Origin of the sequence: Mycobacterium sp., from assembly GCF_019243155.1 — a bacterium.
Lineage (GTDB): Bacteria > Actinomycetota > Actinomycetes > Mycobacteriales > Mycobacteriaceae > Mycobacterium.
In genome coordinates this window covers 1-4,335 of record NZ_JAFAUS010000197.1, presented here as the reverse complement: position 1 = coordinate 4,335, position 4,335 = coordinate 1, and the positions used below count along the sequence as shown (strand labels likewise).

6 protein-coding genes and 1 pseudogene are annotated in these 4,335 nt (G+C 64.9%); 2 read left to right on the top strand and 5 right to left on the bottom strand.

From position 1 onward, the window contains the following. From JOZ00_RS09700 to JOZ00_RS09685, 4 genes are all read right to left on the bottom strand, one after another. The coding region (locus JOZ00_RS09700) for a wax ester/triacylglycerol synthase family O-acyltransferase (protein WP_293343083.1) at positions 1–483 on the bottom strand (483 nt) is incomplete at its 3' end. A gap of 43 nt (positions 484–526) precedes the next feature. Next, the gene (locus JOZ00_RS09695) at positions 527–913 is read right to left on the bottom strand and encodes a DUF1330 domain-containing protein (RefSeq protein ID WP_293343081.1); all 387 of its coding nucleotides are present in this window, start codon (positions 911–913) and stop codon (positions 527–529) included. 67 nt (positions 914–980) lie between these two features. Continuing rightward, positions 981–1,616, bottom strand: coding sequence for a maleylpyruvate isomerase family mycothiol-dependent enzyme (locus JOZ00_RS09690; protein ID WP_293343078.1), 636 nt, complete (start codon positions 1,614–1,616; stop codon positions 981–983). Beyond that, positions 1,600–2,505, bottom strand: coding sequence for an alpha/beta hydrolase (locus tag JOZ00_RS09685; protein ID WP_293343075.1), 906 nt, complete (start codon positions 2,503–2,505; stop codon positions 1,600–1,602). The genes JOZ00_RS09690 and JOZ00_RS09685 overlap by 17 nt, the downstream gene beginning before the upstream one ends. 94 nt (positions 2,506–2,599) lie before the next feature. On the opposite strand from JOZ00_RS09685, the gene JOZ00_RS09680 reads away from it, so the two are divergent. Further along, positions 2,600–3,241: a TetR/AcrR family transcriptional regulator C-terminal domain-containing protein gene (locus tag JOZ00_RS09680; RefSeq protein ID WP_293343086.1), complete on the top strand. Its 642-nt coding sequence runs from the start codon at positions 2,600–2,602 to the stop codon at positions 3,239–3,241. Here the strand turns inward: JOZ00_RS09680 and JOZ00_RS09675 are convergent. Continuing rightward, positions 3,225–4,082: an SDR family oxidoreductase gene (locus JOZ00_RS09675; protein ID WP_293343072.1), complete on the bottom strand. Its 858-nt coding sequence runs from the start codon at positions 4,080–4,082 to the stop codon at positions 3,225–3,227. The two genes, JOZ00_RS09680 and JOZ00_RS09675, sit on opposite strands and share 17 nt — an antisense overlap. Positions 4,083–4,186: 104 nt before the next feature. On the opposite strand from JOZ00_RS09675, the pseudogene JOZ00_RS09670 reads away from it, so the two are divergent. Further along, positions 4,187–4,335 (top strand): annotated as a pseudogene (locus JOZ00_RS09670) (dihydrodipicolinate reductase); the annotation flags it as partial.

Sequence of the window (4,335 nt, the reverse complement as noted above, 5' to 3'; positions counted from 1 at the left end):
GTCCTCCGGGTCGGTCGACATCGCGCGCTGCATCAGCTTCTGCGCGGAGACACCGTCGATCAGTGCATGGTGAACCTTGGTGTAGATGGCGAACCGACCATCTTTCAGGCCCTCGATGATGTGCGTCTCCCACAGCGGCCGGTGCCGATCCAGCAGGCTGCTGTGCCACCGCGACGTCAGCTCTAGCAGTTCGCGGACTCGTCCGGGCGACGGCAACGCCGAGCGCCGGACGTGGTATTCGATGTCGACGTCGTCGTCATACGCCCACGCCAGATTCGCGATGCCGCCGACGAACTTCGCCGGGCGTTTGCGGAAGGTGGGCTGAAAATCCTGCTGGGCGATCAACTGGTCGTAGAGCTCCCGAACGAATCCATGGCCCGCGCCGGGTGGCAACTCGAACAACTGCAAGCCGCCGACATGCATGGGATGTTCGCGCGATTCTCCCAGCAAAAACATCGAGTCGGTGGGCGCCATCAAATCCATCCACCCATTAGACGCGCCCGGGAAGAAACCCGCTAGCAATCGGTCAATCGGTAGCGACCGACCACGTCGACGTCGCGATCAGGTCACCACGCTCGAGTGCCGCGGCGCGGTGCTCGTGGACCTCCGCGTACTCGCGCGTGCTCACCATGTCGATGAACGCCTGCGGTGTCGGATACTCGACCAGCAGAATGACGTCCCACCAAGGCTTTTCGCCGTCCCCCACCACAAAGGTGGGAGCGGTACCCGCGTAACGGAGTGTGGCGCCCGCGCGCTGCAGGTGCGGCGTGACCTCCTCGATGTAGCGTCGGTAGGACTCTTCACCGCCCGGCGTTTTGAACTTCATCAGGTTGATCATCACCACGGGCGCGTCGCCGGGCCGCACCGCCAGTGCCGCGAACTGGTCAGCGGTTGGCTCCACCGAGCTGCTCATGTGAAATCTCCTTGCTCAGCGCAGTTATGCATCGACCCTAGCGGCCACGACAACGGCGCGGAGGAGATCAGACGCGAGAAGCCAGCCTGCCCACCCCGTCACCGCTCAGGTGCCGCAGCGCCCAGGGCCGCCCCGCGAGAACGGAGGCGAGGTGAGCGGCTTGCCCGGCGACCGTGAGGCCTCCGGCACGGTGAGACCAGTTCGCGTCTGTGGCAATCAGATTGAGGCCGCGTGCGCGTGCCGCCGCCGGGACGAAGGGGTTGGGCACTCGCACCTGAGTGTTCAGCACACCGACGACAGTCGACAGGGGCACCGCGGACTCCATTCCCAGGGCATAAGTGATGTCCAGTTCGTGGACGACGTGGTCGCCGAGCAGCAGCCGTTTCGGGAAAATGCGGCCGATTCCTCGCGGGCGGCGCGTCAGCCGTGTGAACTCGTCGACCAGTTGGGCTGGATCGCGTCGGGCGGCCAGCGTTTTTGCGAGATCGGTGTTCGCGGCGTCGAATGAACCGCGGTGCTTGAACATGCCGACGCCGACCGCTGACAGGGCGATACCGTACCCGACGACGAGGTGGGCCAGCACGTCGTGGTTGGTCCACTCGGTGCAAAGGCTGGGCTCGGTCCATTGCGCCGGGGTGATACTTCGCGCCAGCACGGCCAGCCTCGCGTCGTTGTCTAGTAACGCGTCACGCGACTCGGACACCGAGATGCTCCTGCAGGAAGGCTGTCTGATCAGCGAGTAGCGCGGCCAGCAGCGGTCGATGGTAGATCTGGAAGTGATCGCCGTCGTAGTGCCTGGCGACTCCGCGCGGCGCTGCCGAGGCGACGTCCTCGGCGTGACGCGGGTCCATCAAGGTCTCTCGCCGCGACACGCAAACAAGCAGTGGGGCTTCGATTTTCGTTGCATATCGCTTCGCGCTGGCCGCGGCGATGCCCAAGACGTCCATGGCTGCGATGCGATTATCGAACGAAGCGCCCGGCGGAACGGTGGAATACCAGCCGTCCAGCGCGCCGGCAACGGTTACCGCGGCCAGGGTGCCCGGGTTACCGACGATGGGGACGTATTTTCGGCCCGCTCTCCGCAAGCGACGCAGCGCATCACCGACGATCGCGGGTGTCAGCCGCAAGACGGGGCGCAACCCGTTTGGGCCCAGGGTCCCTGGCCCATGCACTATCGGGCATTGCACTATCACGGCCGCGAGGTCGGCCTCGCGTGCGGCCGCTTGCAGCACATGCAACGCACCCAAGCTGGTGCCCCAGAGCCCGAGCCTGGCCGAGTCGATACTGGATTGCTGCCGGAGACATTCCAGCGCGGTCTCGATGTCCTGCCGGTGCGCGCGCATGCTGAACTGCTGGCGAGGCGCACCGTCGGACTCCCCGGTGTATCGGTAATCAAACGCCAGCGTGGCGATGCCGGCCGCGGCGAAGTGCTGCTCATATTGGGAAAGCAGCATGTCGTGAGTGGCGCCTAGGCCATGCGCCAATACCAGGCCAGGATGCGGCCCGGGTCCGTCAGGCAGCGTCAGCCAGGCCGCACACCTGGTGCCGCCCGAAACAAAAGACAGTCTCGCGGTGTCGTAGGGAACACCCATGTGAGATCCTTTCAATATACGTACACCGTACGTTTCTAGTATGCGTACAACGTACGTGTCAAGGTTTGTCTACAACGAGGAGGGCGACCGCTACATGCGGGCACGATTCACTCTCGCCGAGGTACGGGCGCATGCGATCCGGATCGTCGATCAGGACGGACTCGGCGGCTTGAGCATGAGATCACTGGCCGCTTCACTCGGCACCGGACCGATGACTGTCTACAACTACGTCAAAGACCGTGAGCAGCTGGAGGGCCTTGTCGCCGAGGCGGTGCTGGCCGATGTCCGCCTACCGCGCCGAACGAAAGATTGGCACTCCGAGGTCAAATCGATAGCAACCGCCATCTGGCGAGCCGTGCGCCAACACCCGAACGCCGCACCGTTGGTGCTGACGCGCCGCACGGTATCCGCGGCCGGCTACCCTCCCGCTGAACGCCTCATCGAGGCACTCGGCCGTGCGGGGCTCAGCGACGCGGATCTGCTGGCGGCGTTTCGCGGGGTGCTCAGCCTCGTAATGGGCGCGGCCCAAGTGGAATTGGCGGGCCCGCTGCCCGCAGTTGACCGTGAACACTCGAATGCGACGGCAGCCAAACGAATCGGCGAGCTCGCCGGAACGGATCATCCACACATGGCCGCGCTGGCGGAAGCAAGCCAGCGCTCGACCATGGCGGCGGATTTCGAGCGAGCTTTGGACATGCTTCTCAACGGCATTCGAGCGGCTACAGCAGATCGGTGATCGTTTTTAGGCCCGCGTCGTACAGCACGCCGGGCAGCATGCCGCCATCGCATTCGATGGTGGTGCCGTTGACGAAGTCGGCCTCTCCGCCGGCGAGGAACACGCAAACCCTGCCCACCTCCGCGGGCTCGCCGGCACGGCGCATCGGCACGGCGGCGAAATACTTTGCGCCAGTGGGATCGTCTTTTGGGAGCACAAAGGACCGGAAGTTCTCGGTCATCGTCGGACCCAGAGCGATGCAGTTGACCCGAACCTCGGGTCCCCATTCCTCGGCCAGCGACCGGGTCAGGTGGTTAAGCCCACTTTTGGCCGCCCCGTAGGACACCAGCGTGGGCGATCCCGCCGGATGGCCGGCGCCGCTGGAGATGTTGATGATGCATCCGGTGCCGTCCTGCGTTCGCATCTGCCGGTATGTGCGGATCGCGAACCAGAGCGGGCTGATCAGATTCATCTGGACAGCGAACGCGTGGAAGAGTGCCGTGCGCTCGTACTCGTCGTCGCTGTCGGGAGCGCCCTGGATGCGTTGGACGAGTTCCGGGATGCATTCGGCGTGCGGGGCTGGGACCGTTCCACCGGCGTTGTTGACCAGGATGTCGACGCGGCCGTGGGTGGCGACGACGCCGGAGACGAGAGCGTCGATCGAATGGTAATCGCCTTGGTCGCAGACCATTTGGGAGGCGCGGTCCGCCCAGTCAGCCTCGATGCCGGGGATCCCATCCAGCGGCGAACGCGAGCAGCCGATGACCTTGGCGCCGGCGCGTAGCAATTCGTGCGCGATGCCCACGCCCACCCCGCGGCTGGTTCCGGTGACTATCGCGATCTTGCCGTCGAGCACGCTCATCTATCGACTCTCCTGCCGGAAGCGATGGTTGACAGTCACTGCCATACGGTCATACCGTGCCATTTCAGTCGGCGGCGTGTAAAGGGCGATCCCGGGAGGCATCGGTGAGCAGCGGTTCGAAACTTCGTGTCATCCAGTGGGCAACCGGAGGCGTCGGCAAAGCGGCCATCGGGTGCGTGCTCAATCACCCGCAGCTTGAACTCGCCGGCTGCTGGGTGCACAGCGCGGACAAGAACGGCGTAGACGTGGGCCA